This is a genomic window from Streptomyces spiramyceticus (assembly GCF_028807635.1).
Lineage (GTDB): Bacteria > Actinomycetota > Actinomycetes > Streptomycetales > Streptomycetaceae > Streptomyces > Streptomyces spiramyceticus.
Window position 1 is genome coordinate 1,318,869 of the sequence record NZ_JARBAX010000001.1, and the last position, 25,612, is coordinate 1,344,480.

24 protein-coding genes and 1 riboswitch are annotated in these 25,612 nt (G+C 70.1%); of the genes, 6 read left to right on the plus strand and 18 right to left on the minus strand.

Features of this window, described 5'->3' with window-relative positions; all coding sequences use genetic code 11:
• Positions 1-18: 18 nt before the first annotated feature.
• Positions 19-765 (minus strand): lysophospholipid acyltransferase family protein, encoded by a 747-nt coding sequence (locus tag PXH83_RS05915; RefSeq protein ID WP_274562689.1) that lies wholly within the window; start codon positions 763-765, stop codon positions 19-21.
• 191 nt (positions 766-956) lie between these two features.
• On the opposite strand from PXH83_RS05915, the gene PXH83_RS05920 reads away from it, so the two are divergent.
• Together PXH83_RS05920 and PXH83_RS05925 are read left to right on the plus strand one after the other, a co-directional pair.
• Entirely contained in the window at positions 957-1,736 is a 780-nt protein-coding gene (locus PXH83_RS05920) for an alpha/beta hydrolase (RefSeq protein WP_274557488.1), read from the plus strand.
• Positions 1,729-2,391 carry a hypothetical protein gene (locus tag PXH83_RS05925; RefSeq protein ID WP_274557491.1) on the plus strand — a complete coding sequence of 221 codons (663 nt, stop codon included), beginning with the start codon at positions 1,729-1,731 and terminating at the stop codon, positions 2,389-2,391. The genes PXH83_RS05920 and PXH83_RS05925 overlap by 8 nt, the downstream gene beginning before the upstream one ends.
• A 33-nt stretch (positions 2,392-2,424) precedes the next feature.
• Here the strand turns inward: PXH83_RS05925 and PXH83_RS05930 are convergent, their stop codons facing one another.
• The 6 genes from PXH83_RS05930 to PXH83_RS05955 form a co-directional block, all read right to left on the minus strand.
• Positions 2,425-3,180 carry an endonuclease/exonuclease/phosphatase family protein gene (locus tag PXH83_RS05930; RefSeq protein ID WP_274557493.1) on the minus strand — a complete coding sequence of 252 codons (756 nt, stop codon included), beginning with the start codon at positions 3,178-3,180 and terminating at the stop codon, positions 2,425-2,427.
• Between the two features lie 63 nt (positions 3,181-3,243).
• A complete protein-coding gene (locus tag PXH83_RS05935) occupies positions 3,244-4,185 on the minus strand; it encodes an ROK family glucokinase (RefSeq protein WP_274557495.1) in 942 nt (313 codons plus the stop codon).
• A gap of 57 nt (positions 4,186-4,242) precedes the next feature.
• The gene (locus PXH83_RS05940; protein WP_274557497.1) at positions 4,243-4,719 is read right to left on the minus strand and encodes a DUF5304 domain-containing protein; all 477 of its coding nucleotides are present in this window, start codon (positions 4,717-4,719) and stop codon (positions 4,243-4,245) included.
• A 168-nt stretch (positions 4,720-4,887) separates the two neighbouring features.
• A complete protein-coding gene (locus PXH83_RS05945; protein WP_274557500.1) occupies positions 4,888-6,207 on the minus strand; it encodes an ArsA family ATPase in 1,320 nt (439 codons plus the stop codon).
• A 7-nt stretch (positions 6,208-6,214) separates the two neighbouring features.
• Positions 6,215-6,664, minus strand: coding sequence for an SRPBCC family protein (locus PXH83_RS05950; RefSeq protein WP_274557502.1), 450 nt, complete (start codon positions 6,662-6,664; stop codon positions 6,215-6,217).
• 93 nt (positions 6,665-6,757) lie between these two features.
• The gene (locus tag PXH83_RS05955) at positions 6,758-7,507 is read right to left on the minus strand and encodes a metallophosphoesterase family protein (protein ID WP_214915685.1); all 750 of its coding nucleotides are present in this window, start codon (positions 7,505-7,507) and stop codon (positions 6,758-6,760) included.
• A gap of 289 nt (positions 7,508-7,796) precedes the next feature.
• Between PXH83_RS05955 and PXH83_RS05960 the strand changes: the two genes are divergently transcribed.
• Positions 7,797-9,593, plus strand: a complete 1,797-nt coding sequence (locus PXH83_RS05960; protein ID WP_274557505.1) for an AMP-dependent synthetase/ligase — start codon at positions 7,797-7,799, stop codon at positions 9,591-9,593.
• A 58-nt stretch (positions 9,594-9,651) separates the two neighbouring features.
• Here PXH83_RS05960 and PXH83_RS05965 read toward each other — a convergent pair whose 3' ends face one another.
• Positions 9,652-10,806 (minus strand): glycosyltransferase family 4 protein, encoded by a 1,155-nt coding sequence (locus PXH83_RS05965; RefSeq protein ID WP_274557507.1) that lies wholly within the window; start codon positions 10,804-10,806, stop codon positions 9,652-9,654.
• A gap of 99 nt (positions 10,807-10,905) precedes the next feature.
• On the opposite strand from PXH83_RS05965, the gene PXH83_RS05970 reads away from it, so the two are divergent.
• Positions 10,906-12,165 carry a glycosyltransferase 87 family protein gene (locus tag PXH83_RS05970; protein ID WP_274562692.1) on the plus strand — a complete coding sequence of 420 codons (1,260 nt, stop codon included), beginning with the start codon at positions 10,906-10,908 and terminating at the stop codon, positions 12,163-12,165.
• Between the two features lie 237 nt (positions 12,166-12,402).
• On the opposite strand, the gene PXH83_RS05975 is transcribed toward PXH83_RS05970, so the two are convergent.
• From PXH83_RS05975 to PXH83_RS05995, 5 genes are all read right to left on the minus strand, one after another.
• Positions 12,403-13,638 (minus strand): hypothetical protein, encoded by a 1,236-nt coding sequence (locus tag PXH83_RS05975; RefSeq protein WP_274557510.1) that lies wholly within the window; start codon positions 13,636-13,638, stop codon positions 12,403-12,405.
• Between the two features lie 33 nt (positions 13,639-13,671).
• Positions 13,672-14,703, minus strand: a complete 1,032-nt coding sequence (locus tag PXH83_RS05980; RefSeq protein ID WP_274557512.1) for a C40 family peptidase — start codon at positions 14,701-14,703, stop codon at positions 13,672-13,674.
• A gap of 254 nt (positions 14,704-14,957) precedes the next feature.
• The gene (locus tag PXH83_RS05985) at positions 14,958-15,986 is read right to left on the minus strand and encodes a C40 family peptidase (protein WP_274557514.1); all 1,029 of its coding nucleotides are present in this window, start codon (positions 15,984-15,986) and stop codon (positions 14,958-14,960) included.
• 311 nt (positions 15,987-16,297) lie between these two features.
• The gene (locus PXH83_RS05990) at positions 16,298-17,656 is read right to left on the minus strand and encodes an NYN domain-containing protein (protein WP_420803119.1); all 1,359 of its coding nucleotides are present in this window, start codon (positions 17,654-17,656) and stop codon (positions 16,298-16,300) included.
• Between the two features lie 36 nt (positions 17,657-17,692).
• Positions 17,693-17,935: a hypothetical protein gene (locus PXH83_RS05995; protein WP_028811405.1), complete on the minus strand. Its 243-nt coding sequence runs from the start codon at positions 17,933-17,935 to the stop codon at positions 17,693-17,695.
• A gap of 135 nt (positions 17,936-18,070) precedes the next feature.
• On the opposite strand from PXH83_RS05995, the gene PXH83_RS06000 reads away from it, so the two are divergent.
• Together PXH83_RS06000 and PXH83_RS06005 are read left to right on the plus strand one after the other, a co-directional pair.
• Positions 18,071-18,781 carry a rhomboid family intramembrane serine protease gene (locus PXH83_RS06000; protein ID WP_274557519.1) on the plus strand — a complete coding sequence of 237 codons (711 nt, stop codon included), beginning with the start codon at positions 18,071-18,073 and terminating at the stop codon, positions 18,779-18,781.
• A complete protein-coding gene (locus PXH83_RS06005; RefSeq protein ID WP_005318592.1) occupies positions 18,778-19,059 on the plus strand; it encodes an Lrp/AsnC family transcriptional regulator in 282 nt (93 codons plus the stop codon). Before PXH83_RS06000 ends, PXH83_RS06005 begins: the two co-directional genes overlap by 4 nt.
• A gap of 13 nt (positions 19,060-19,072) precedes the next feature.
• On the opposite strand, the gene PXH83_RS06010 is transcribed toward PXH83_RS06005, so the two are convergent.
• From PXH83_RS06010 to qcrC, 5 genes are all read right to left on the minus strand, one after another.
• On the minus strand, positions 19,073-20,461 hold the full coding sequence (locus PXH83_RS06010) for an aminotransferase class V-fold PLP-dependent enzyme (protein WP_274557535.1): 1,389 nt from the start codon (positions 20,459-20,461) through the stop codon (positions 19,073-19,075).
• 158 nt (positions 20,462-20,619) lie between these two features.
• A riboswitch (SAM riboswitch) is annotated at positions 20,620-20,736 on the minus strand.
• Between the two features lie 97 nt (positions 20,737-20,833).
• A complete protein-coding gene (gene trpD, locus PXH83_RS06015) occupies positions 20,834-21,898 on the minus strand; it encodes an anthranilate phosphoribosyltransferase (protein WP_214915107.1) in 1,065 nt (354 codons plus the stop codon).
• A 133-nt stretch (positions 21,899-22,031) separates the two neighbouring features.
• Positions 22,032-23,657, minus strand: a complete 1,626-nt coding sequence (gene qcrB, locus PXH83_RS06020) for a cytochrome bc1 complex cytochrome b subunit (RefSeq protein WP_274557539.1) — start codon at positions 23,655-23,657, stop codon at positions 22,032-22,034.
• Positions 23,654-24,742 (minus strand): cytochrome bc1 complex Rieske iron-sulfur subunit, encoded by a 1,089-nt coding sequence (gene qcrA, locus PXH83_RS06025; RefSeq protein ID WP_274557541.1) that lies wholly within the window; start codon positions 24,740-24,742, stop codon positions 23,654-23,656. The genes qcrB and qcrA overlap by 4 nt, the downstream gene beginning before the upstream one ends.
• A complete protein-coding gene (qcrC, locus tag PXH83_RS06030; protein ID WP_274557544.1) occupies positions 24,739-25,548 on the minus strand; it encodes a cytochrome bc1 complex diheme cytochrome c subunit in 810 nt (269 codons plus the stop codon). Before qcrC ends, qcrA begins: the two co-directional genes overlap by 4 nt.
• Between the last annotated feature and the right edge of the window lie 64 nt (positions 25,549-25,612).

Sequence of the window (25,612 nt, forward strand, 5' to 3'; positions counted from 1 at the left end):
ACCCCTGGACGGACGCCGTTACGCGTCTGACCGTTCCGCCGTTCCGGCCTTCGCAGCCTTTTCGGCCTCCGCCCTCTCGGCCTTGGCCGCCTTCTCCGCATCGGCTATCTGGCGCTTCGCCGCCGTCGCGTAGATGTCGACGTACTCCTGGCCGGAGAGCTTCATGATCTCGTACATGACCTCGTCGGTCACCGAGCGCAGGATGAACCGGTCGCCGTCCATGCCGTGATAGCGGCTGAAGTCGAGCGGCTTGCCGATCCTGATCCCCGGACGCATCAGCTTCGGTACGACCTTGCCGGGCGGCTGGATCTTCTCCGTGTCGATCATCGCAACCGGGATCACCGGCGCACCGGTCGCGAGCGCCACGCGCGCCAGACCGCCGGGCTTGCCCCGGTAGAGACGGCCGTCGGGCGAACGGGTGCCCTCCGGGTAGATGCCGAAGAGGCCGCCGCCCTCGATGACCTGTATGCCGGCCTTGATCGCCGCCTCACCCGCGCCGCGCGCGCCCGAACGGTCCACGGGCAGCTGGCCGACGCCCTTGAAGAAGGCCGCCGTCAGTTTCCCCTTCACGCCCGGCGAGGTGAAGTACTCGGCCTTGGCGATGAAGGTGACCTTGCGGTCGAGGACCGCGGGCAGGAAGAAGGAGTCCGAGAAGGACAGGTGATTGCTCGCGAGGATCGCCGGTCCCTCGGCGGGAATGTTCTCGAGGCCCTCCACCCAGGGTCTGAAGGCAACCTTCAGTGACCCTCCGATGGAGAACTTCATTGCGCCGTAGATCAACTCGAGTGCCTCTTCTTCCTTTGTCTGTCGAACAGACCTTAACCCGTGCGAGACCTGCGCTCTCGCTCACAAGGCCCCGGCGGACCTGGTCCGTGTCAGTCCGGTCGCGTACGGTGAAGTACATCTTGAGCACCCCCTTTTTCTCGTCGTCCGAGACTCATGAACAGGAGACCCCGGTGCCGGTCCTTCCTGGAGCCGAGCCGTTCCGCCACGAGGGCGGAGAGGTCGGCGTCCTCCTCTGTCACGGCTTCACCGGTTCCCCGCAGTCGCTGCGCCCCTGGGCAGAGCATCTGGCCGAGCGCGGACTGACCGTCTCCCTGCCGCTGCTCCCCGGGCACGGCACCCGCTGGGAAGACATGCAGGTCACGACCTGGCAGGACTGGTACGCGGAGGTCGACCGCGAGCTGCGCGTCCTCGTCGACCGGTGCAGCCAGGTCTTCGTCTTCGGCCTCTCGATGGGCGGGGCGCTCACGCTGCGCCTGGCCGCCAAGCACGGGGACGCGATCTCCGGGATCGTCGTGGTCAACCCGGCGAACAAGGTGCACGGCCTGTCGGCGTACGCACTGCCGATGGCCCGCCATCTTGTCCGTACGACAAAGGGGCTGCGCAACGACATCGCGAAGGCGGGCGAGGAGGAGGTCGGCTACGACCGGGTCCCGCTGCACGCCGCGCACTCCGTGCGGAACTTCTTCCGGATTGTCGACAGCGAGCTGCCGCAGGTCACGCAGCCGATGCTGCTCCTGCACAGCCCGCAGGACCATGTGGTGCCGGCTGCCGACTCGGCCCGGATCCTCGGCCGGGTCTCCTCCACGGACGTCACCGAGATCCTGCTGGAACAGAGCTACCACGTCGCGACGTTGGACCACGACGCGGAGCGGATCTTCGACGAGAGTTATGCGTTCATCGGCCGCCTCGCTCCGAGTGTCGGTAAGAAGGGGAGCACGACCGGTGGCTGAGCACGACGCGGAACCCGCGGGCCGCGAGGAGGAACGGGAGCCGGAGGAGACTGCGGCGGACGGTGGCAGTGGCGCTGCCGAGAAGCCTGTCGACGAGCAGGCTCTCTGGGCGGAGATCGTCGCCGGGTACGGCGAGGAGCCGCCGGACCCGCCGGGCGCGAAGCCGTTCAAGTCGGTGGAGGACCTGTCCCTGCTGGAGGGCGACCGGAACGGTGCGGGGGACGGAGACCGGCCGAAGAAGTCGCTGAAGAAGGACCCTGAGGCAGACGGGGCCGGTCAGGACGATGCCGAGCCGGACAGACCGCTCGGCAGCTCCGTCGTCTTCGCTCCCGGCGTCGGCGGTCCGCGCGACTACTCCGTGGAGGAGCCGGGCGACGACGACCTCGACGAGAGCGACGAGGGGCACTTCGTCCCGCCGGAGCCCCCGCCGCTGCCGGCCGCCGACACCACGGCCAAGTTCGCCTGGCTCGCGGTCATCGGCGGACCGCTGCTGCTGCTCGCGGCGGTGCTGTTGCAGTGGGACATGACGTGGTGGCTGACGACGCTGGGGGTCGGCGGCTTCCTCGGTGGATTCGCGACGCTGGTGGGGCGGATGGCGCACGACGACGACGAGGACGGCGGCGGGGACGACCCTGGGCGGGGCGCGGTCGTATAGCGCGCTTCGAGGTGCTGGGCGCGGCGCCTGCGGCTACTTCGCCGGAACCCGCAGCGCCGCCAGCACCGGCAGGTGGTCCGTGGCCGCCCTGACGTCCGCCTCCGGCAGGTCCAACGGGACCCCGCAGCCCAGGACTTCGATGCCCTCGGTCGCGAAGATCGCGTCGATACGCTGATGCGGACTGTCCGGCGTCGACGTGTATTCGCCGCCCCACGGCTTCACCGCCCAGCAGTCCTGAAGCTCCCCCGCCAGCCGCCGGAAAGTACGACCGTCCGGGCGGTCGTTGAGGTCGCCGCCCGCGATCGCATGCGGCACGCCCATCGCCGCGAGGCGGTCCAGCAGCATCCCGCCCTGGGCGTACCGCTCCTCGGCCTGGAGGCTCAGGTGGCAGCTCAGTACGCCGAACCTCGCGCCCCCCATCCGTACCACCGCCGTCGCGAACCCCCGCTGATGCAGCCCCGGCGTACGCGGCAGCAGTACGTCCTCCGTACGCTCCACCGTCGCCCGCAGCGAGCACAGCAGCATCGGCCCCGACGCCGGGGCCCCACCGCTCAGCATCACCAGCTCCGTCCTGGCGGCGAGCCGCGCCGCGTGCTTGCGCCAGCGGAAGAACCGCGGCGCCTCCTGTACGAGCACGAGGTCCGGCTCGCAGGCCCGGATGACGCGGGCCAGTGCGTCCTCGTCGTCGCGCATCGAGCGGATGTTGTAGCTCAGCACCCGGATCACGGCGGAACCGTCCGGCTCGGTACGGGAGTTGGGGAGCGTACTCGTCACGTCACTCGTCGCCATGCGGATCAAGATACGACGATGCCCGCCGCACCCCCAGAGGGCGCGGCGGGCGAAGGAGCACGGCTAGCCCTGGCGGGCCAGGTCCGCCGCGCCGACCAGGCCGGCCTTGCCGCCCAGCTGGGCGGCGAGAACCTGGGCGTGCGGGCGGTACTGGCCGCCCACGAGCCAGCGGCGGAACGACTTGCGGATCGGGTCGAGGACCAGCTCGCCCTCGTCCGAGACGCCGCCGCCCACGATGAACGCCGACGGGTCGAACAGCGAGGCGAGGTCGGCCAGGCCCGCGCCGGCCCAGCGGGCCAGCTCGCGGAAGGAGTCGATCGCCACCGGGCAGCCCTGCCGGGCGGCGTCGCTGATGTGCTTGCCTTCGATGCCCTCAGGGGTGCCGTCGCCGAGGCCCAGCAGGATCGTGGCGTTCTCGGGCGTCGCGTTGGCGCGCTGCCTGGCGTACCGCACGAGGGCGCGTCCTGATGCGTACTGCTCCCAGCAGCCCTGGCTGCCGCAGCCGCACAGCAGGCCGTCGGGCACGACCCGGATGTGGCCGAACTCGGCGGCCACGCCGAAGCGTCCGCGGCGCAGCTTGTTGCCGATGATGATGCCGCCGCCGAGGCCGGTGCCGAGGGTGATGCAGATGACGTCCTCGTGGCCCTGGCCCGCACCGAACCTGTACTCGCCCCAGGCCGCCGCGTTCGCGTCGTTCTCGACGACGACCGGCAGGCCGACGCGCTGCTCGACCTTGTCCTTGAGCGGTTCGTGCCGCCACTTGATGTTCGGGGCGAAGAGGACGGTCGCACGCTTGTCGTCGACGTAACCGGCCGCACCGATGCCGACCGCCTCGATGTCGTGGCCCTTGCCGGCCTCGGAAACGGCCGCGCAGATCGCGTCGACGATGCCTTCGGCGGTCGGCGGCGTGGACACCTTGTGCGTGTCGAGAATGGTGCCCTCTTCGTCGACCACGCCTGCCGCGATCTTCGTGCCGCCGATGTCGACGCCGATGGTGAGTCCCATGTGTCCCTCAGTTTTCGGTCGAGCCCCGCTAAGGCCCAACCGTACCCGAGGCGCAGCTCAGTCCAGGTCGATGTGCTCGCCGGCCGAGGGGCCCTCGGGGCCGTCGTCGCCGTCGTCCTTACGGCCTCCGGGGCGCCCGGGCCCGGAGGCTTCGCGGGTCCAGCGGCGCTCCTGGCCCTCGACCGCGGAGCGGTAGGCGGCGAGCAGTTCGTTGCCGGCCGCGGCGAGGTGGTCGAACACCTCCGGGTTGCGTTCGATGACCGGCTCGACGGCGGACTTCGCCTGGTTGATGAGCTGGCTGACCGTGCCCTGCGCGGCCATGCCGGGCAGCGACGACTGGAGCGACGAGACCTTGTCGGCGACCGCGTCGACGAGCTTGCGCAGCTCCTCCGCGGCCGAGCCGGGAGGCGCCCCCTGCCTGCTTCGGCGGCGGGCTTTCTCGGCGGCGAGGTCCTCGGCACATGCCTTCGCCCAGGCATCGGCGTCGGTGGCCTCGGCGGACTCGGGCCGAGGGCCCTCGGTGGCATCGCTCATGGCGGACACTCCTGCGGCAGGGAGGCGGTTCCTACGGTACGTACGCCTCGTACGACCGACGTTACCCGAACGGCGGTACGGCATTCACTGGAGTCCGCGTCCGGCCGGGGGTCCGGGGGTTGTCCCCGGGAGACACAGCCTGGAGTCCGCCTCACGAAGGAGGTTCGGTCAGCGGTCCGACCTGCTTGTCCGGCCGGGGGGCAGGGACTTGTCGGGGCTGTCCCCGGGAGACGCAGTCTGGCGTCGCTGCCACAGCTGGGGGTCGGGCGTGAATCGGACGCGCAGGACGCCGTCGGTGAGGCCCGCGCCGGAGACGGTGCAGCGGCGCAGGGCCGAGGGGAGGGTCAGGATGCGGCGGAACGGGCCCGCGTCGAGTACCAGTTCGTCACCCCTGCGGACGAGGCCGAGCTCTTCCTTGACGGCGCCCGGCAGGGGCAGGTGCCAGACGAGGACGCCGTCGTCCGCGATCCGGTCCTCCACGGGCCACGGGTCACGGGCGGGCCCGGCTTCCTCGACCGCCAGGTCATTGCCGTCGAAGTCCTCGGACGACGCGGACAGGGCGGACAGGGCTGCCAGGTCGTCCAAGCCGCGCGGGTCCCGGCCCAGGTGGCGGACCTCGCGCAGCGTCGCCGCGGGCTGCCACTCGCCGGCCCACTCGGCCAGGCACTTCTGCTGCTGCGCGGCCAGCGTCGCGAGCCAGGTGTCCGGGGTGTCCTGCGGCAGCACCCGGTTCGCGGCGACGGTGTCGACGCTCAGGCCGAAGAGGGCCAGGCCGGTACGGGCGGTGCGCAGCGCGTCGGCTCCGGCGGGCCCCGGCTCGGCGACCAGTCGCACGGTCGTCGCGCTGTCGTCCAGCAGGGCCTGTACGGCGGCCAGTTCCGCGTCCCAGCGGGCAGCCGTCTCGTACAGCCACTGTGCGGGCATCGGCACCCCGGCGAGCTGGGCGAGCATGGGGCGCAGTGCGCGGGCCGCCTGGCGTTCGGGCGGGAGCAGGCGACGCAGGTAGCGGCGCAGCTGTTCGGGGAGGGCGAGCGCGGCGAGGGTGTCGGGCAGCGGCGGCAGGTCGACGACCACGACGTCGTACGTCTGTGCCGCCTCGGGGCCCGCGCAGGCCCGCAGGGCGCGCAGCAGCGCGAACTGCTCGCTGCCGGGGAGCTCGGTCAGTTCCTCGCCGTCCAGCCGGTTCGCGCCGAGCAGGTCGAGCACGGATCCAGCGCGGTCCTGCAGGGACAGCAGCTCCCTGCGGAAGTGGGCGCCGGAGTCGATCCTCGCGGCCCACAGGCCGGACGCGGCCTCGACCGGCGCCGAGCCGGGGCCGGAGCCCGAGCCACTGCCGGTGGTTATGCCGAGCGCGGCGCCCAGCGTGTCCCCCCGGTCGGTGGAGAGCGCGAGGACGCGGTGCCCCCGCCGCGCGGCCGCGAGGGCGGTCGCGGCGGCGACGGTGGTGCGGCCCGCGCCGCCGGGGCCGGTGACGAGGACCGTACGCATCAGGGCATCAGGCCTTCGGCTTGCTCTCGACGCGCTTCTTCAGACCGGCCAGGGCCCGGTCGATGATGACCTTCTCGGCCTTGCGCTTGATCATGCCGAGCATGGGGATCTTGACGTCGACGGTCAGCTGGTACGTGACCTCGGTGCGGTCGCCGTCGCCGAGCGGGGCGAGGCTGTACGAGCCGTCGAGGGCGCGCAGCATCTGGGACTTGACCAGCGTCCAGCTGACCTCGTTGTCACCGCTCCAGGTGTACGCGAGGGTGTGGTCGTCCTTGATGGCGCCGGCGTCCAGCAGCAGGCGTACCTGCTCGGCACGGCCCTTGGCGTCGGAGGCCAGTACCTCGGCCTCCTTCACCTCGCCGGTCCACTCGGGGTAGCGGGCGAAGTCGGCAATCACGCCCATCACGTCGGCCGGTGCCGCCTCGATCGTGATGCTCGAGCTGGTGTGTTCCGCCATCGCTGTGGCTCCTCCAGTGCGGTTCCGGTCAGGGGGCAGGTACTCAGGGGGCACTGTCCGCGTGAAGGCTACCGCGACCGGTCGGGCCGCCGATCACCACTCCAGGGTCCAGGGGCGGCCGGTGGAGGCGAAGTGCCCGACATTCACGCACTCCGTCGCGCCGACGCGCATGCGGCGGGCCAGCGGCTGGTGGACGTGGCCGAAGAGGGCGTAGCGGGGGCGGGTGCGGTGGATCGCGTCGAGGAGGGCCCGGCTGCCGCGTTCGAACCTGCGCGCCACGGTGTCGTACACGAGCTCGGGGACCTCGGGCGGGATGTGCGAGCACAGCACGTCCACCTCGCCCAGGGCCTCGACCTTGGCGGCGTACTCCGCGTCGTCGATCTCGTACGGCGTACGCATCGGGGTCCTGAGGCCGCCGCCGACGAAGCCGAAGACGCGGCCGCCGATCTCGACGCGCTCGCCGTCGAGGACGGTGGTGCCGGGGCCCGCGAAGTCCCGCCACAGGGTCGGCATGTCGACATTGCCGTACGTCGCGTACGTCGGCGTGGGGAAGGCGGCGAACAGTTCGGCGTACTGCTTGCGCACCGCCGCCTCCGTGGCGGCCGCCCTGTCGACGCCCGCCCACAGCCTGCGGCCCAGCTCGCGGGCCTCCTCGAAGCGGCGGGCGGTGCGCAGCTCGACGATCAGATCGGCGTTCTCGACGCCGAAGAGGTCGGGGAAGATGCCGCGCGAGTGGTCGGCGTAGTCGAGGAAGAGAACCAGGTCGCCGAGACAGATCAGCGCGTCCGCGCCGTCACCCGCCCTGGCCAGGTCCTTCGCGTTCCCGTGTACGTCGCTGACCACATGCACTCGCATGGCGATCACCCTAGGGCGCCGCGTGCGCGGCGGGTAGAGGGGGCCGGACCTGCGGTTACTTTCGAGTCGATGCAAGGGTGGACTACTGTGCGCGGAGCACCGCCATGGCATGTGACGCAGCGAACATCTGGCCAGACCCCCCTATCCGGAACCGAGTACTGGTGGGTAACGTCCGGGCAGTCCAAACGTGCTCACCCCACTGAGCACCTGCCCGGTCTTGGACCGCAGCCGACGCGCACATCGACGTGGCGCCGGCGCCCGATGAGGAGCAGCAGTCTTGCGCGAGTTCAGCCTTCCGGCCCTGTACGAGGTCCCCACGGACGGCAACCTGACGGATCTCATCCGCCGCAATGCCACGCAGCACCCTGATGTGGCGGTCATGAGCCGCAAGGTCGGGGGTGTCTGGACGGATGTCACCGCCACCGAGTTCCTCGCCGAGGTCCGTGCCGCCGCCAGAGGCCTGATCGCCGCCGGCGTGCAGCCGGGCGACCGCGTCGCCCTGATGTCCCGTACCCGTTACGAGTGGGTGCAGATGGACTTCGCGATCTGGAGCGCCGGCGCGGTGACTGTGCCGGTGTACGAGACAAGCTCCGCCGAACAGGTCCAGTGGATCCTGGGCGACTCCGGCGCCGTCGCCGTGATCGTCGAGAGCGGGGCGCACGCCGATGCGGTCGCGTCCGTACGGGACGGGCTGCCCGCCCTCCAGTACGTCTGGCAGATCGAGAAGGGCGCGGTCGCCGAGCTGGCCGAGACCGGCGCCGAGGTGTCGGAGGAGACGCTCGACGAGCGCAGCGCGAGCGCCAAGGCCGACGACCCGGCGACGATCGTCTACACCTCGGGGACCACCGGCCGGCCCAAGGGCTGCGTGCTGTCCCACCGCAACTTCTTCGCGGAGTGCGGCAATCTGGTGGAGCGGCTCAAACCGCTGTTCCGCACCGGCGAGGATTCGGTGCTGCTGTTCCTGCCGGCGGCGCATGTCTTCGGGCGGATGACCGAGTTGGCGGCCGTACTGGCGCCGATCAGGCTCGGCTGCGTACCGGACATCAAGAACCTCACCGATGAGCTCGCCTCCTTCCGGCCGACGCTGGTCCTCGGCGTGCCGCGCGTCTTCGAGAAGGTGTACAACTCGGCGCGCGCCAAGGCGCAGGCGGACGGCAAGGGCAAGATCTTCGACAAGGCGGCGGACACGGCCATCGCGTACGGCCGCGCCATGGCCACGCCCGGCGGCCCTTCCCTGGGCCTCAAGCTCAAGCACAAGGTCTTCGACAAGCTGGTGTACAGCAAGCTGCGCGCCGTGCTCGGCGGACGCTGCAAGTTCGCGATCTCCGGCGGCGCCCCCCTGGGCGACCGGCTGGGCAACTTCTACAGCGGCATCGGCTTCACGGTGCTTGAGGGGTACGGCCTCACCGAGTCGTGCGCGGCCACCGCGTTCAACCCGTGGGACCGGCAGAAGATCGGCACGGTCGGTCAGCCGCTGCCGGGTTCCGTGGTGCGGATCGCGGACGACGGCGAGGTCCTGGTCCACGGCGAGCATGTCTTCAGCGGGTACTGGAACAACCAGGCGGCGACGGCCGAGGCGCTGGCCGACGGCTGGTTCCACACCGGTGACATAGGCACGCTCGACGAGGACGGCTACCTCGCGATCACCGGCCGCAAGAAGGAGATCATCGTCACGGCGGGCGGCAAGAACGTCGCCCCCGCGGTGATCGAGGACCGCATCCGGGCGCACGCACTGGTCGCGGAGTGCATGGTGGTCGGCGACGGGCGGCCGTTCGTCGGCGCGCTGGTCACCCTCGACGAGGAGTTCCTGGCCCGCTGGGCGGCGGAGAACGGCAAGCCGGCCGGGTCGACCGCCGCGTCGCTGCGCGAGGACGCGGATCTCCTCGCGGTCATCCAGCAGGCGGTGAACGACGGCAACGCGGCGGTGTCCAAGGCGGAGTCGGTGCGGAAATTCCGCGTGCTGCCGAGCCAGTTCACCGAAGAGGCCGGGCACATCACGCCGTCGCTGAAGCTCAAGCGCAACGTCGTCGCGAAGGACTTCGCCGACGAGATCGAAGCGATCTACCGGGGCTGATACGGACTGACATCGGTGGAGCCCGGAAGACGGGCTCCACCGGTGACGTACAGAAGATTCAGAGAAGCGCCTTCAGCTTCTCCGCGAGCAGGTCCCAGCGCCACTTCTCCTCGACCCAGTCCCGCCCGCGCTCCCCCATCCGCCGCCGCAGCTCCGGATCCTGGAGCAGCGTGACGATCCGGTCCGCCGACTCGTCGGCAGCGACTGCCGCAGGCCCACCGCGCACCACCCACCCCGTCTCCCCGTCCAGTACGGCGTCGGGCGCCCCGCCCGAGTCACCCGCCACGACGGGCAGCCCGGTCGCCGACGCCTCCAGGTAGACGATGCCGAGCCCCTCGACGTCGAGCCCGCCCCGGCGCGTACGGCACGGCATGGCGAAGACGTCACCGGCACCGAAGTGGGCCGGCAGCTCCTCCCACGGCACAGGACCGGTGAAACGTACGGAGTCCGTGACGCGGGTCTCGGCGGCCAGCTTCTTCAGTTCCTTGGCGTACGGGCCGCCGCCCACTATCAGCAGCACCGCGTCCGGCACCTCGCGCAGTATCCGGGGCATCGCCAGGATCAGCGTGTCCTGGCCCTTGCGCGGTACCAGACGGGACACGCACACGACCACGGGCCGGTCGGGCAGCCCGAGCCGCTCACGGACGGCGTCGCCGCCCGAGGCGGGGTGGAAGGTCTTCTCGTTGACGCCGGGCGGCAGTTGGACCATGCGCGCGGCGGCTTCGGGCGTGAGCGCGGCGGCTATCCGTGAGCGCGTGTACTCACCGAGATAGGTGATCGTGTCCGTACCCTCGCCGATCCTGCGGAGCAGCTGACGGGCGGCGGGCAGCTGGGCCCAGCCCGCCTCGTGACCGTGCGTGGTGGCGACGATCCGCGTCGCGCCCGCCTTGCGCAGTGCCGGGGCCATCAGCCCGAGCGGCGCCGCCGCCCCGAACCACACGGACGTACAGCCGTGCTCGCGCAGCAGCCCGGCCGCGCGCCGCGTGACGCGCGGGGTCGGCAGCAGCATCGTCGTCGGGTCGCGTACGACGGTGAACGGCTGCTCGGCGTCGAACGCGGCCGTGGCGGCGGCACCCTCGGCGCCCCGCTTCCACGTGGAGGCGTAGACGACGAGCTGCTCGGGGTCCAGGCGGAGCGCCATGTTGTGCAGAAATGCCTGGATGCCGCCGGGACGGGGCGGAAAGTCATTGGTCACGATCAGGGTCTTGTGCATCGCCGCCGACAGTACCGAACGGCCCCGCTTCTTGGCTCTGGCGCATCCCCGCCCGGCATCATGTCTCCCGCACCCCTGCGCGAAACGGACGAGGTGGTCATGGCGGGCACTGGCGAAGCCGGCGGTACAAGGCGCCCTGTCGCGCTGTGGGTTGTCACCCGGACCGTGCTGCTGCTGTGTGTCTTCAAGGTGTTCACCGTGCCGGGTCCCGACGTCACGAGCGACGTCTCGGTGATCTATCAGGGCTGGTACGAGGTGCTCCGGACCGGCACCTTCCCGCTGGACGACATCACCTGGCAGTACCCGCCCGCCGCCGCCCTCGCGCTCCTCTCCCCCGCCCTGCTGCCCTTCCTCGGCTACACGTCGGCCTTCTTCGTGCTGGCCTTCCTCGCGGACACCGTCGTCATGGGTCTGCTGCTGTACGCCGGACGACGCCCCGGCAAGCGGCTCGCGGGGGCGTGGGTGTGGGTGGCGGGGGTGCCGCTGCTCGGCCCGACGGCGTACGCCAGGTACGACGTGATGGTCACGGCGGTCGCCGTCGCGGCCCTGCTGGCCGGGGCCCGCAGGCCGCGCGTGCTGGGGGCGCTGGCGGCCTTCGGGGCGCTCCTGAAGGTGTGGCCGCTGCTGCTGCTCGTCGGGGCGCCACGCGGGCGCAGGGCGCGGTCCGCGGGCATGGCGGCAGCCGCGGGGCTCGCGGGCCTGATGGTGCTGTTCTGCGCCACGATGCCGGGGGCGCTGGCCTTCCTGACCTTCCAACGCGAGCGGGGCACGGAGATCGAGTCGCTCGGCGCGCTCGTCTTCCATGCCGCCCGGCACTTCGGCTGGCGGGGGCAGGTGCTGCTCAACTACGGCTCCGTGGAGTTCCTCGGCCCGTACGTCCCGGTGGTCAGCACGGCTGCGATGGCGCTGACGGCGCTGGCTTTCGGCTGGCTGCTGCTGTGGCGGGTCAGGGCGGTCGAGTTCGCGGCGTCGACGCCGTGCGATGCGGCTTTCGCCGCGCTCCTGCTGTTCACGACCACCAGCCGGGTGATCAGCCCGCAGTACATGCTGTGGCTGGTCGGCCTTGCCGCCGTATGTCTGGTCTTCCGGGGCAGCCGGATGGGCGCTCCGGCGCGGCTGGTGCTCGCCGCGACCGGTGTCACCTTCCTGGAGTTCCCGATCTGGTTCTCGCACGTGGTGAGCAGTGACTGGCTGGGGGTGCTGCTGCTGACCGTACGCAATGGGCTGCTGGTCGCCGCGACGCTGATGGCCTGCCGCCGACTGTGGCAGCAGACGGTCTCGGGTCCGCGTGCCCGGGCGCAGCGGCCGCTCCCGGCGCAGCGTGCGGCGGACACGGAGCGGGAGCTGCTGGCGTCGTAGGGGGGGTGGGCGCGGGTGCGGGCGCGGGTGCCGGTGCGGGTGCCTGCGGCCGCTGTTCCCCTACCCGCCCCTTCCCGAACTGGGGCTCCGCCCCAGACCCCGCTCCTCAAACGCCGGAGAGGCTGAAAATGCCCGGGGTCTGGGGGCTTGCCCCACGCGGCGGAGCCGTAAATGTCACACCCGGGAAGGAGCAGCGTGGGGAAAGAAGCTCCGCCGGCCGGTCACACCCAAGCCGTCTCAGGCGAGCCGCTCCCCCAAGTACTCCCGCCACCCCACCGTAAAGTCCTCCAGCGTCGTGCCCAGCTCCGACCGCATCGCCTTCTCGACCGCGCCCTCGCGCTGCCGCTCCGCGCCCACCGCCCGGTAGAACGCGGTCAGTTTCTCCTCGCCCCACCGCTCCGCGATCAGCTCGCAGGCCAGCCAGCCGCTCTCGTACGCCCGCCCGAGACCCTCCGCGTCCCCGCCGAAGCCGAAGTCCTTGTCGGCCGGAAGCGCGGCGTCGGCGGGCACCTCTCCCGCGTGTACCGCGCGGCGCAGTTCGGGGGCGGCCTGGGCCGCGGTACGGCCGGTGTCGCGGTACGCCACCCAGTCCGCGAAGCCCTCCGAGAGCCACATCGGGGTGGCGGCGGACGTGTGGGCGCGGGTGGCGACGTGGGTGGACTCGTGGGTGAGGACGAGTCGGCGGCCGAAGTCGCCGAGGACTGCGTACGCCTCGGGGTTGACGATCACCCGGTCCGCGGGCGCCCGGCCCGAGCCCACCGACTCCCCCGTGGTGACGGCGGCGATACCCCGGTACGCGGCCGCCGGAGCGCCCAGAAGCGACCCCATCGCGTCGACCGAGGAAGGCACCAGGACGACCAGGCGCCTGGCCCACCCTTCCGGCCATGCACGGTCGACCGCGGGCACAGCGCGGTCGGCAGTGTCCGCTATGGCGCGCAGCCGGCCCGCGTCCTGGCCGGTGCCGAGGACCAGGCTGTGTGTGCCGCGTACGACGGTGACCTTGCCCTGCTCCCAGAGCTGACGCGCACTGCCCGCGGCCGTACGGTCGGCCGCGACGTACCAGCGCCCGTCCCGCTCGGCCAGCTCCACTTCCGTGGCGGCCTTCACTGGCGCCCCGTCGTACCCCTCGAACCGGTAGCGCAGCTCGACCTGGGCGGTGACCCGGCCGGCGCCCGTACGGTCGAGGCCGGTCAGCCGGTACTCCCAGGAGCGCAGCGGCACGTCGGCGAGGTTCCGGAACTCACGGCGCTCCGCCGCGCGCAGCGTGCCCGCCCGGGGGTCGAGGACGTCCAGGTAGGCGGCCTCGTCGCGGTCGACGACGGCGGCGGCTCTGCGGTCCAGGGCCCGCTGGATGTCCCGGGCGGCGACGTCCGCGGGCTGCCCGGGAGCGGAGCACGCAGGAGCGACAAGGAGAGCGGCGACGACGGGCCCTGCCCACCGTCTCCGCCGTGTTCCGCACCGCCGACCTGCCACCCGGCGATCGTACGGTCCACGGGCGCGGACCCGTCAGACCCGGGTCACCGACGAGATGGGCATCATGCCGACGGGGTCGTAGCGCACCGGAGCGCCGGGGTACGGCGCGTGCACCACCTGGCCGTTGCCCATGTACATCCCGATGTGGCTGGCATCGTCCCGGTAGGCCACGAGGTCACCGGGCTGCGCCTGATCGAGCGGGACCTGCTGTCCGGCGTAGCGCTGTGCCTGCGAGGTGCGCGGCAGGGCGACGCCCGCCTGCGCGTACGACCACTGGGTGAGCCCCGAACAGTCGAAGCCGTACGGGCCGTTGGCGCCCCAGATGTACGGCTTTCCGACGGCCTGCTGAGCGGCCAGCACGGCGGCTCCGGCGCGCGCGGAGGCAGGCGCTCCGCCCGGCATGGGCAGCGTCTCGCTGCGGCCCGCACCGGAGCGGGAGGACCGGTCGTACTCCTCGCGCTCGTCGGACGGCAGCGAATTGAGCAGCTGCCGCGCCTCGGCGAGCTTGCGCTCCACGGTGCGCTTGTGGCGGGCGACGGTGGCCCGGCTGCGCTCCAGCTCGGTGAGCTTGCGCGAGGCCTCGGAGCGATGCTGCGCCAGCTTGCGCTGCGCGGCCCTGAGTTCGTGCAGATCGCTCGCCTGGCGGGCGCTGATGCGGTCGAGGGCCGCGGCCTTGTCGAGGTAGCTGTCGGGGTCCTCGGACAGCAGCAGGGCGAGCGCCGGGTCGATCCCGCCCGACCGGTACTGGGCGCCCGCGACCGAACCGAGCGCTCCGCGCATCTGATTGATGCGCTCCTGGCCCCGGGCGGCCACGTCCTGGGCATGGTCGACCTCCGCGCGCAGCTCGTCCGCGCGCTCGTCGGCCTTGTTGAACCGCTCGGTCGCCTGCTCCGCCTGCTCGTACAGCCGGTCGACCCTGGCCTGGGTGGCCGTTTGGGTGTCCTGAGGATCGGCGCTCGCCGGGGAAGCGACGAACGCCGCCGCCGTTGCCGCAGCCGCTGACAGAACCGTGACCCGGGCGCTCTGCGTGAGGCCGGACGGTGAGGGACGCCGATGGGTCACCACAGGAAGCCGCACTCCCTTCCACTGCGTGCAGCCCCCTGCCGCCCTGGGCGGGCGGACCATGGACCGGGGAGCTGCGCGAGCAGACAGTAGCCGCGCGAACACACCCCGGCCAAAGACCTCGCGGGGCACAGACAGGGCGCAAACAGCGACGCCCCGCCGGAGAAGCAGGTCACCGGCGGGGCGGACAGTCAGCGGGAGCTGCCGGAATTCGCCCGAATGGGCGGTGTCGGCAGCGTCCCCAAGAAAGGCGTTTGTCAGATACGCACACCGAACTGGAAGGTGCCCATGTAGTCCATCGACTCGTAGCGCACGTTGGTGCCGGGCTTCGGGGCGTGCAGAATCTGGTTGTTTCCGGCGTAAAGGCCCACATGCGCCAGGTTGTTGAAGAACACCAGGTCGCCCGGCTTGAGCTGGCTCTTGCTGTAGAGCTTCTGGCCGTCGTTGTGCTGGGTGTACGTGGTCCGGGTGATCGAGACACCGGCCTGCGCGTACGCCCACTGGGTCAGCCCCGAGCAGTCGTAGGAGTTGGGCCCGGTCGCGCCGGAGACGTACGGCTTGCCTATTTGGGTGGCCGCTGCGCTGAGCGCGGCACTGCCGCGCTGGGAGGCCGCCACCTCGTTGCCGAGGCTGACCCGCTCGCTTGCCGCGCGGCTGGCGCGCTGCTCCTTCTCCCGCATCTCTTCACGCTCGGCGGCGGTCAGCGAGTTCAGGAGTCGCTGCGCCTCGGCGAGCTTGCCCTGGAACTTCTTCTTCTTCTCGCCCAGTTCCTTGCGTACGTCTTCGAGGTCGTCGAGCTTGTCCGTCGCCTCGGCGCGCTGCTGGGCAAGGGTGCGCTGCTTCGCCTGGATCTTCTGGAGCGACTCGGCCTGCTTGGCGCTCAGCTGGTCGATCGCGCCGGCCTTGTCCAGGTAGTTGTCCGGATCGGCGGAGAGGAAGAGCTGCACGGAGGGGTCGATGCCACCGGTGCGGTACTGGGCGCTGGCCACCGAACCGAGCTCGCCGCGCAGGTCGTTGAGGTCCTCCTGGCCGCGGGCGACCTTGTCCTGGAGGTTGTCGACCTCTTCCTTGAGCTTGTCCTGCCGCTCCTTGGACTGGTTGTACTTCTCCGTGGCCGCCTCGGCCTCGTGGTAGAGCTTGTCGACCTTCGCCTTGACCTCGCTCTTGGTCGGCTTGGGGTCGGCCTGAGCGGTCTGGGACGTGAGCGCGACGGCTGCGGCTGCGGTCGCGGTGAGCACAGTCACACGAGTGCGGCTCGGCTGCTTGGGACGACGGTGGGACGCCACGAAGGCGAGCTCCTTCTTCCTCGAGCCGCCTACCGGGCTAGTGGGGGGATGTGATCCCCGGCTCCACGATTCGGTTCCCCCGCGGAACTGGACCGAACTGCATGGACTCGGCGGTACCTTCGCTGCCACCCCGGATGGGCGATCAACCGTGCGAAGGTTCGAGGCCAGACCTTAGTGACCTTCTTGTGATCAGTTCAAATCCCCACAGGGAAAATCTTAAACCCAGGTCACAATCTTTACTTTCATCACACGTGCAGTAACGGCAACTTGACGGTACGTTCCGTGAATTCGGGCATTAGGCCCACGAGTTACTAGACGCGCGAAAGCCGCTTCAGCAACAAGGCGGACGCAACCGGCCTCGCCCCCGCCTTCGCGACCCCGTCGGCCACCTCACGGTCGGTCGACGCCACCACCACGGGCCGCCCGGGCGGCTCCGCCCGCACGAGCTGCCTGATGAGCTCGTCCGCGGTCACCCCCGGCTTGCTGAACAGCACCCGGACTCCGCGCGGCGGCGCGAGCAGCACGGGCGCCACCAGCTCCGCCCCGTCGAAGACACAGGTCACCTCGGCGCCCGACTGCGCCGCGAGCATCGAAAGGCCGCCGAGCAGGCGCAGCCGCTGCTTGTCCAGCGGCATCTGCGGATAGCCGGTCTTGGTGACGTTGTAGCCGTCCACGACCAGGTGCGCCTGCGGCAGCGCGAGCAGCTGGTCGAGCAGTGCGGGGTCGGTCTCGGAGAGCGCCCTGGCCGCGATGTCCTTGGGTGTCATACGGCCCGGCTCGACGGCGTCCACCATGTCGGCGGGGTGCAGCGACGCGGGCGGCAGCGCCAGTTCGCGGCGCAGACCCTGGGCGGCCTCCAGCACCGTGTCGAGCAGCAGCCGTACCCGCATGTCCTCGATGCTGCGGCCCTCGCGCACGGCCCTGCGGCTCGCCTCCAGGCCCGCCTCCACCTCGGCGAGGCGGGCCTTCAGGCGCCGTGTCTCGCTCTCGGAGGCGGTGACCTGGGCGGCGACCTCGGCTTTGAAGGTCTCGGCCTCGGCGTTCGCACGGCGCAGGGCCGCCTCGCCGCGCTTCACATCGCTCACCGCGCTGCGCAGCTTGCGCTGGAGTACGTCGGCCTCCTTGCGGGCCGCTTCCAGTTCCGTACGGAGCCGCTCGGTCTCGCTCTTGGTGTGCTCGCGCGCGTGCGCGAGCTCTTCGCGCAGCCGTTCCAGCTCCCGCTGGGCGGCCTCGTCGGCGCGCTCGGCGTCCGCCCGCAGCGCCTCTTCGCCCGCGGCGGCCACCAGCTTGACCCAGCCGACGGGACGCAGCACGTACGCCGCCGCCGCCACGTCGACGGGATCGGCGGCGGCGGGCGGCGAACCCGACTCCAGCGCCGTCGCCAGCTCGGGCTGCGCCTCGCGCAGCCGCTCGCCGATGCGCTGGCGGAACAGCGGGTCGCCCTCCAGGGCAGCGGCCATCGCGTTGCCCGCGAACTTGGCACGCCTGGTCGGGGTGAACCGGGCGTACTGCCTCAGCTGGGAGGGCAGTTCGGCGACGGTGAGCCCGCCGAACGCGTCCGAGACCAGCGCGACGACCTTGCGCCGTACACCTTCGGGCAGCGGGCGGTCGAGCACCTCGGCGGCGTCACCGGCCGAATCGGCCGGTTCAGCGCCGCTTGCATGCTCCACAATCCGTCACCCCACTACCCTTTCGGGCCGGTCCTGTCAGGAGCCGGCGCCCGGCCTGTCCACCAGTTCGATCTGGTCCACCGCGTTGCACCAGCGGCAGCGCACTGACTCGATGGTCTCACTGACCACCTCGCGTTCTTCGACCTTGGACTCTCCGGCCAGGTCGAGATGTACGTACTCGATCACCTTGGACGACCGGGTCACGTCGAAACGCGTGAGATTGCCGCACAGGGCGCAGCGCCACCGGGTCTCGGCAGTCGGCAGGGGAACCGTCGTCATCGTGCCGTCCTTATTTCAGCGTGCCTACTGCCCGTAACCCTACGGCCTCACGGGTACCCACGTGGCGGGGAGCCGGCCCGTGGGATCCGGCGAGGCGGTCTGTCCACCTGGGTCCCGTTACGACATGCTCTGGTCATGATCGGTTGGCGGGAAGCGGCCCGGGGCCCCGTGGTGACGTACGGCGCGATCGGCGTGTGCTGCCTGATCTTCGTCCTCGGCCCGCTCTCCGGCCTCAATCCGGAGTACGGCACGGGCGACATCCTCCTCGCGGCGCAGAGCGCGCACTTCGAGCGCTGGGGTGTGATCCCGAGCGAGCTGCTGAGCGGCTCGGCCGCCGCCCTGGTCACCCCGGCCACCGCCCTGTTCGTCCATGGCAGCTGGCTCCATCTGCTGGGCAACATGCTGTTCCTGTACGTCTTCGGGGCGATGGCGGAGGAACGGATGGGCCGCGTCCGGTTCGCCCTGTTCTATCTGAGCTGCGGCTACCTCGCCCTGCTCTTCTACGCCGTCGCCCATGCCACGTCCGACCAGACGCTGGTGGGGGCCTCCGGCGCGATCGCCGCGGTGCTCGGGGCTTTCCTCTATCTCTTCCCCAGGGCGCGCGTCACCAGCCTGTTCCCGTTCCTCTTCTTTCTGCCGCTGCGCTTCCCCGCCTGGATCGTTCTGATCTTCTGGTTCGTACTCCAGTGGCTGGCGGCGCAGAGCGCGGGCTCGGGCCCCGGCGTGGCCTATCTGGCACACGTGGCGGGCTTCTGCGCGGGCTTCCTCTTCGCCTGGGGGTGTTACCGGCGTACGGATAGAGTGAGGGTCCCAGCGCCGGCCACCGAGGGAGAAAGCCAACCGTGATCACCGCGATCGTGCTCATCAAGACCAGCGTGGACCGGATCCCCGAGATCGCGGAGTCCATCGCGGCGCTCGACAGCGTCAGCGAGGTCTTCTCGGTCACCGGTACGTACGACCTGATCGCCATGGTGCGTGTGGCCAAGCACGACGACCTGGCCGACGTCATCCCCGGCCGGATCAGCAAGATCCCCGGCGTCGAGGGCACCGACACGCACGTGGCCTTCCGTACGTACTCGCAGCACGACCTGGAAGCGGCCTTCGCGATCGGCCTCGACGCCTAGCGATGTCCGGCGGTCAGACCGCCGGGACGCAACGGCCTTCCTCGGTGCGGTAGTTCCACTTCGCACCGTCCTGGACGAGCTCCTTGACGGCGCGGACGAACCGCTCCACGTGCTCGTCGGGCGTACCGGCGCCGAAGCTGACGCGGATGGCGTTCAGGGACCTCTCACCCGGCTCGGCCTCCGGTGCACCGCACTCGCCCGGGTCCTGCGGGTCGCTGCCGAGCAGGGTGCGGACCAGCGGGTGCGCGCAGAAGAGTCCGTCCCGTACGCCGATTCCGTACTCGGCGGACAGGGCGGCCGCGAAGTGCGAGCTGTTCCAGCCCTCGACCACGAACGAGATGACACCGACGCGCGGGGCCTCGTCTCCGAAGAGTGACAGCACCTTGACCGCGTCCACATCGGCGAGGCCGTCGAGGACCTTCGTCACGAGCTGCTGCTCGCGTGCGACCAGCGAGTCGAAACCGGCCTCGGCGAGCGCCTTGCAGGCGGACGCGATCGAGTAGACACCGATGACATTGGGCGAACCGGCCTCGTGGCGGGCGGCCGTGGTGTGCCAGTCGACGTCCACACCGCCGTCGTCGCGGCGGGCGACCTTGCGCGACGCGCCCCCGCCCGCGAGGTACGGCTCGGCGCTCTGCAGCCAGTCGGCGCGGCCCGCGAGCACGCCCGAGCCGAACGGCGCGTACAGCTTGTGCCCGGAGAAGGCGACCCAGTCGACGTCCAGCTCCGCGATGTCCAGCGGGTGGTGCGGCGCGAGCTGCGCGGCGTCCAGCACGATCCGGGCGCCGTGGGCGTGCGCGGCGGCGGCGAGCTCCTTGACCGGCCACAGCTCACCGGTGACGTTGGAGGCACCCGTGACACACACGAGGGCAGGGCCGTAGCCCCCTTCAATCGTCACAGTGCGGTCGGCCAGCGCGCGCTCCAGGGTCTCGACGGCCTGGGCCGGAGTCCGGGGCGCATTCAGGTAGTTGACCTTCGCGTCGCGCCAGGGCAGCAGGGATGCGTGGTGCTCGGTCTCGAAGACGAAGACCTGGCAGTCGTCGGGCAGTGCGGCGGCCAGCAGGTTGAGCGAGTCGGTGGTGGACCGCGTAAAGACGACCTGGTCGCTCCCGCGGCAGCCGAGGAACTCGGCGACGGTGGCGCGGCTGTTCTCGAAGAGGTCGGTCGACAGCTGCGAGAGGTACCCGGCGCCGCGGTGCACGCTGCCGTAGTACGGGGCGTACGCCGCCACGTCGTCCCACACCCGCTGGAGAGCCGGGGCGCTGGCCGCGTAGTCGAGGGCGGCGTAGGTGACCTCGCCACCGGTGACGAGCGGCACGAGAACATCTCGCCCAAGCACCTCCAGAGCCCCCGAAATGTCACGGCAAAGGGTCTGGTCGGGGGCAGCGGTGGAGACAGACATGGCGAACTCCTGTGAGGTACGCGAACTCACTGCGCCGGCAGATACGCGGCAGCGCAGGAGAAAAGTGAAATGGGTGTGCGGAGAAGGGCCGTTGAGCCCTATCGCATTCGCTTGCTCACAAGAGGCTCCCTGAGAACCAGGACCCCAAGGCTTCGAGGGGTCCGCGCTTGCCGCAGACCTTTCTGTCTGCGACCTGGTCTTCACCCGGGGCACCCCGCCACGGACGGAGGGTTGCCGGACAGCAAGCCGGGGCCAAAACGCTGTCACTCATGACCTGCCAAGCATCCTGCCACACGATCAAGAAGACGCAAGCCGTAGTCCAGCGTTTGAGATAAACGGGGCTGGGCTACGGCTTGCGTCGGACAACTGCGCTCACTTGTTGCTGGCGGCGACCCATCGTTCGAGCACCCTGCGCGCCGCACCCGAGTCGATCGACTCCGCCGCCCTGACGATCCCCGCCGCGAGCTGGTCGTTCAGGGACGCGTCGGCCGGGTCCAGGGCGACGAGCGCCGCCGCCGTGTTGAGCAGCACCGCCTCCCGTACCGGCCCGGTCTCACCGGCGAGGAGCCGTCGCGCGACATCCGCGTTGTACGACGCGTCCGCTCCGCGCAGCGCCTCGACCGGCACGATCTCCAGGCCCACGTCACGCGGGTCGAAGGCCTCTTCCCGGACCGTCCCGTCCCGTACGATCCACACTCGCGAGGTCGCGGTCGTGGTCAGCTCGTCGAGCCCGTCGTCGCCGCGGAAAACCAGCGACGAATTCCCCCGTTCGGCGAGGACACCCGCCACGATGGGGGCCATCCGGGCGTCGGCGACACCGACCGCCTGCGCCTTGACCTGGGCCGGGTTCGTCAGCGGGCCGAGGATGTTGAACGTCGTCTGCGCGCCCAGCTCCTTGCGGGCCTTCGCGGCGTACCGCAGGGCGGGGTGGAACTTCACCGCGAAGCAGAAGGTGATGCCCGCTTCCTCCGCGACCTCGGCGACACGCTGCGGCGTCAGCTCCAGGTTGACGCCCAGCTTCTCCAGGACGTCGGAGGCGCCGCTCGCCGACGAGGCGGCGCGGTTGCCGTGCTTGACGACCTTGGCGCCGGTGCCGGCGACGACGATCGCCGACATGGTCGAGATGTTGACCGTCTTGGCCAGGTCGCCGCCCGTACCCACGATGTCGACCGTACGGCCGGGCACCTCAATGGTGTTGGCGTGCGCGTACATCGCCCGTACGAGACCGGACACCTCGTCGACCGTCTCGCCCTTGGCGCGCAGCGCGACCGCGAAGCCGGCGATCTGGGCGTCGGTCGCCTCGCCGCTCATGATGCGGTGCATGGCCCAGGCGGTGTCGTCCGCCGACAGGTTCTCGCCGCGCAGCAGGGGATTCAGCACACCCGGCCAGGAGCCGGCCGCCACGCTGTCGCCGCCAACCGGGGTCACAACGTTCATGGTCCGCTCCAGGGTCCACAGCCGATAAGGATGCCTCCTACCCTATCCAGCCCCGGGGACAGCGAAGAGCCCCGTCCGACGAATGGACGGGGCTCCTGCTGTGGCGACCTGTTCAGGTCGGAGACTCGGACGATCAGTGCTGGCCGTGGCCGCTGGTGATCTCCTTGTACTCCTCGGTGGTCGGCTTCGGGACCTGGTTCCCCTCGCCGAAGTAGCCCTTGCTGAGCTTGGCCCTGAGCTTCTCGCCGCGCGTCACCTTGCGCTCGACACCGTTCTCGTCGACCAGCGGGCCGATCTCGTGCGGCTCGTACTGCTCGTGGGCGGTGAGCTTGTGCAGATCGCTCTGGCCGAGCGGCTCGTGGACCTCTACGAACTCACCGTGCGGCAGGCGCTTGATGATGCCGGACTCACGTCCGTGCAGCACCTTGTCCTTGTCGCGGCGCTGGAGGCCGAGGCAGATCCGCTTGGTGACGATGAAGGCGAGAACCGGTCCGACGAAGTAGCTGATCCGGACGAACCAGGTGATCGCGTTGATCGACAGGTTGAAGTGCGTGGCGAAGATGTCGTTTCCACCACCGAGCAGCATGATCACGTACCCGGTGATCCAGGCGACGCCCAGCCCCGTCCTGGTCGGCGCGTTGCGCGGCCGGTCCAGGATGTGGTGCTCCCGCTTGTCGCCGGTGACCCAGGCCTCGATGAACGGGTAGGCCGCCAGCACGGCGAGAACCAGGCCGAAGAGCATCAGCGGGATGAACACGCCCAGGGCGAGCGTGTGGCCCCAGAAGTTGATCTCCCAGCCGGGCATCACACGGATCAGGCCCTCGGCGAAGCCCATGTACCAGTCGGGCTGGGCGCCGGTGGACACCTGGTCCGGACGGTACGGACCGAGCGCCCACACCGGGTTGATCGTGAACGCCGCCGAGATGATCGCGATGACACCGAAGACCAGGAAGAAGAACCCTCCGGCCTTGGCCATGTAGACCGGCAGCAGCGGCATGCCGACGACGTTCTTGTTCGTACGGCCCGGACCCGCGAACTGCGTGTGCTTGTGGAAGAACACCAGGATGAGGTGCGCCACCACGAGCCCGAGCATGATGCCGGGCAGCAGCAGGATGTGGATGGAGTAGAACCGGGCCACCATGTCGTGGCCGGGGAACTCCCCGCCGAACAGGAACATCGAGATGTACGTGCCGACAATCGGCGTCGCCAGGATCGCGCCCTGCGTGAAGCGGACACCGGTGCCGGAGAGCAGGTCGTCCGGGAGCGAGTAGCCGGTGAAACCGGTGAACATGCCCAGGACGAACAGCAGGAAGCCGAACAGCCAGTTGATCTCACGCGGCTTGCGGAACGCGCCCGTGAAGAACACGCGCATCATGTGCACGAACATCGCGGCGAGGAAGATCAGCGCGGCCCAGTGGTGGATCTGCCGGATGAGCAGACCACCGCGGACGTCGAAGCTGATGTCCAGCGTCGAGGCGTACGCCTCGGTCATCCGGATGCCCTGCATGGGCACGTACGAGCCGTGGTACTCGATCTCGTTCATGCTCGGGTGGAAGAACAGCGTCAGATACACACCCGTGAGGATGATGATGATGAAGCTGTAGAGCGCGATCTCACCCAGCATGAAGGACCAGTGGTCCGGGAAGATCTTGCGCATGTTGGCCTTGGCCAGGCCGTAGATGCCCAGTCGGCCGTCCGCCCAGTCGGCGACCCGCTCACCTGCGGATGCCTTGCGCTTTTCGTCGGTCACGGTGCTCATCCGCGCTCCCAGAAACTAGGACCGACGGGCTCTTCGAAGCCGTTGAGCGCTTCGAGGAATCCCTCGTCATTCACGCCGATCCGCAGCTGCGGAAGGGCGTGACCGGCCGGGCCGAAGATGACGCGGGCACCGTCGGAGAGGTCAAAAGTGGACTGGTGGCACGGGCAGAGCACGTGATGCGTCTGCTGCTCGTACAGGCTGATCGGGCAGCCGACGTGGGTGCAGATCTTCGAGAACGCCACGATGCCCTGGTGGGACCACTCGAGCTCGCGCTTGTCCTTGATGTCCGCCGGCTGAATCCGGACGATCATCAGGGCGGCCTTGGCGATCTCGTTGTTGAACTCGTGGTTGTCCTCTTCCAGGCCTTCCGGCATGGCGAAGGTCAGCGAACCGACGGCAACGTCCTCGGGACGCAGCGGCTCCATCGTGTTCTGGTTGATCAGCAGCTTGCCCTTGGCCCACAGCGTCTTGCGGAGCTTGTCCTCGGGCAGCGGACCAAGTTCACGGAGCAGCACCACACCGGAGAGCGGCACCATGGCCAGCGCGCCGAACATCGTGGTGCGGATCAGCTTGCGCCGGCCGATGACCGACTCCTCGGCGCCGGCCTTGAAGTCGGCCATGACCTTGGCCCTGACCTCGGGCTCGGCCTCGATCGGGTGACGGTCGTCGGCGACCTCGACGTCGGACATCAGGGTGCGGGCCCAGTGGACCGCACCCGCGCCGATGCAGAAGAGCGCGACACCGAGAGTCAGACCCAGCGAGAGGTTGAGCGCGCTGACGTGGCCGAGCGGCCAGACGTACACGATCTTGTCCACCGGGAAGGCCACGAAGGAGGCGATGAAGCCGATCGTGGACAGCATGGACAGTGTGAACAGGAGTGCCACCGTGCGCTCGGAACGCTTGGCGGCCCGCTCGTCGATGTCCTGGATGCGCGGCTTGTGGGCCGGCAGCCCCGGGTCGGCGAACGGATCGTCCGCCACTTCCCCCGCTCTCAACTTCGTTCGAGCGGGGGCACCCCCACCCGCGGTGTGCGCGGTGCCCTGCTCGCTCGGCAGGTTCTCTTCTGGAATCTCTTGGCTACTCATGACTTCTTGGCCTTAGCGGTGTGGGCCGCGACCCAGACGGCGACAGCGATGCAGGAGCCCAGACCGAAGATCCAGCCGAACAGGCCCTCGCTGACGGGGCCGAGGCCACCCAGCGCAAAGCCACCGGGAGTCGCGGTCTCTTCGCCGTTCACGGTCTGGATGTACGAGATGATGTCCTTCTTTTCCTTCTCCGGCAGGATCGTGTCGGGGAAGGACGGCATGTTCTGCGGGCCGGTCTGCATGGCCTCGTAGAGATGCTTCGGGTCCACGCCTTCGAGGCTCGGGGCGTACTTGCCGCTTGTCAGGGCACCGCCCTCACCCGTGAAGTTGTGGCACTGGGCGCAGTTGGTACGGAACAGGTCGCCACCCTTGGCGATGTTCGCACCCTCGGTGTTGTACTGCTCCTCGGTCGGCGTGATCGGGCCGGGGCCGAGCGAAGCGACGTACGCGGCAAGCTGGTCGATCTGGGCCTGCGTGTAGATCTTCTTCTTCTTCGGCACCTGGGCGCCGGGCTGCTGCGCCGGCATACGGCCGGTGCCGACCTGGAAGTCCACTGCGGCCGAGCCGACGCCCACGAGGGGCGGACCGTCGGAACCACCCTGACCGCCGGTGCCGTGGCAGCTGGAGCAGCCGACGGCGTAGAGCTTCTTGCCCTCCTCGATGGCGAGGGACTGGGCGGTTTCATCGGCCTGCGCCTTGCCCGCGGGCGCGAACGCGGCGTACAGCCCCCCAGTGGCCGCCAGCGCGAGGAGTAGGACGACGACCGCCGCCAGCGGATGGCGTCGTCGTGCGGAGAGCTTTTTCACGGATTACCCCGGTGTCAGGATCTTCTGCGTCGATGCTTGCTGGATGTAAGTCGGGTGCGGACCC

Coding starts and splice junctions, on each gene's coding strand:
- PXH83_RS05915 (WP_274562689.1), bottom strand. CDS start 765: ATGAAGTTCTCCATCGGAGGGTCACTGAAGGTTGCCTTCAGACCCTGG.
- qcrA (WP_274557541.1), bottom strand. CDS start 24,742: ATGAGTAGCCAAGAGATTCCAGAAGAGAACCTGCCGAGCGAGCAGGGC.
- PXH83_RS05950 (WP_274557502.1), bottom strand. CDS start 6,664: ATGGCGGAACACACCAGCTCGAGCATCACGATCGAGGCGGCACCGGCC.
- PXH83_RS05965 (WP_274557507.1), bottom strand. CDS start 10,806: ATGCACAAGACCCTGATCGTGACCAATGACTTTCCGCCCCGTCCCGGC.
- PXH83_RS05945 (WP_274557500.1), bottom strand. CDS start 6,207: ATGCGTACGGTCCTCGTCACCGGCCCCGGCGGCGCGGGCCGCACCACC.
- PXH83_RS06010 (WP_274557535.1), bottom strand. CDS start 20,461: ATGTCTGTCTCCACCGCTGCCCCCGACCAGACCCTTTGCCGTGACATT.
- trpD (WP_214915107.1), bottom strand. CDS start 21,898: ATGAACGTTGTGACCCCGGTTGGCGGCGACAGCGTGGCGGCCGGCTCC.
- PXH83_RS05935 (WP_274557495.1), bottom strand. CDS start 4,185: ATGGGACTCACCATCGGCGTCGACATCGGCGGCACGAAGATCGCGGCA.
- PXH83_RS05995 (WP_028811405.1), bottom strand. CDS start 17,935: ATGACGACGGTTCCCCTGCCGACTGCCGAGACCCGGTGGCGCTGCGCC.
- PXH83_RS05970 (WP_274562692.1), top strand. CDS start 10,906: ATGGCGGGCACTGGCGAAGCCGGCGGTACAAGGCGCCCTGTCGCGCTG.
- PXH83_RS05940 (WP_274557497.1), bottom strand. CDS start 4,719: ATGAGCGATGCCACCGAGGGCCCTCGGCCCGAGTCCGCCGAGGCCACC.
- PXH83_RS05930 (WP_274557493.1), bottom strand. CDS start 3,180: ATGGCGACGAGTGACGTGACGAGTACGCTCCCCAACTCCCGTACCGAG.
- PXH83_RS06000 (WP_274557519.1), top strand. CDS start 18,071: ATGATCGGTTGGCGGGAAGCGGCCCGGGGCCCCGTGGTGACGTACGGC.
- qcrB (WP_274557539.1), bottom strand. CDS start 23,657: ATGAGCACCGTGACCGACGAAAAGCGCAAGGCATCCGCAGGTGAGCGG.